Annotated in this window: 1 protein-coding gene; it reads left to right on the top strand. The window is 62.5% G+C overall.

What is annotated here, in order from left to right:
• Window positions 1-1,058 (top strand): amidohydrolase family protein (locus tag A5752_RS26660; RefSeq protein WP_067092326.1); only part of this gene is annotated, 1,058 nt, incomplete at both ends.

Below are 1,058 nucleotides of genomic sequence, written 5' to 3'. Positions count from 1 at the left end.
CCGAATGTGGCGCTCAACGCGGTGGCGGGTCGGCCCAAGGAGGAGTACGGCCTGGAGCCGCAGGGCCTCGATGAGATCCGGCCCGGCTGTTGGCAGGTTGATGAGCGGGTCAAGGACATGAACGCCGGCGGCATCCTGGGGTCGATGTGTTTTCCGTCGTTTCCCGGGTTCGCGGGCCGGTTGTTCGCGACCGAGGATCAGGAGTTCTCGCTGGCGTTGGTGAAGGCTTACAACGATTGGCATGTTGAGGAGTGGTGCGGGGCCTATCCGGCGCGGTTCATTCCGATGACGTTGCCGGTGATCTGGGATCCGATCGAGTGCGCCAAGGAGATCCGCCGCAACGCCGAACGTGGTGTGCATTCGTTGACGTTCACCGAGAACCCGGCGGCCATGGGTTATCCGAGTTTTCACGATTTTGAGCATTGGAAGCCGATGTGGGATGCGTTGGTCGACACCGAGACGGTGCTCAACGTGCACATCGGTTCGTCGGGGCGCTTGGCGATCACGGCTCCGGATGCGCCGATGGATGTGATGATCACGTTGCAGCCGATGAACATCGTGCAGGCTGCGGCGGATCTGTTGTGGTCGCGTCCGATCAAGGAGTATCCGACGCTGAAGATCGCGCTCTCGGAGGGTGGCACGGGGTGGATTCCGTACTTTTTGGAGCGGGTGGATCGCACCTTTGAGATGCATTCGACGTGGACGGGCCAGGACTTCGGCGGCAAGTTGCCCAGCGAGGTGTTCCGCGAGCACTTCTTGACCTGTTTCATCGCTGATCCGGTCGGGGTGGCCACCCGCGGCGCGATCGGGATCGACAACATCTGCTGGGAGGCCGACTACCCGCACAGCGATTCGATGTGGCCCGGCGCCCCCGAGCAGCTCGATGAGGTGCTCACCGCCAACCATGTGCCCGACGACGAGATCAACAAGATGACCTACCAGAACGCGATGCGCTGGTATCACTGGGATCCGTTCACCCACATCACCCGCGAACAAGCCACCGTCGGCGCACTCCGCAAAGCCGCCGAAGGCCACGACGTCTCCATCCAAGCCCTGTC

Source organism: Mycobacterium sp. 852002-51961_SCH5331710 (assembly GCF_001665535.1).
Taxonomy (GTDB): domain Bacteria; phylum Actinomycetota; class Actinomycetes; order Mycobacteriales; family Mycobacteriaceae; genus Mycobacterium.
This window is presented reverse-complemented; position numbering and strand designations above follow the sequence as displayed.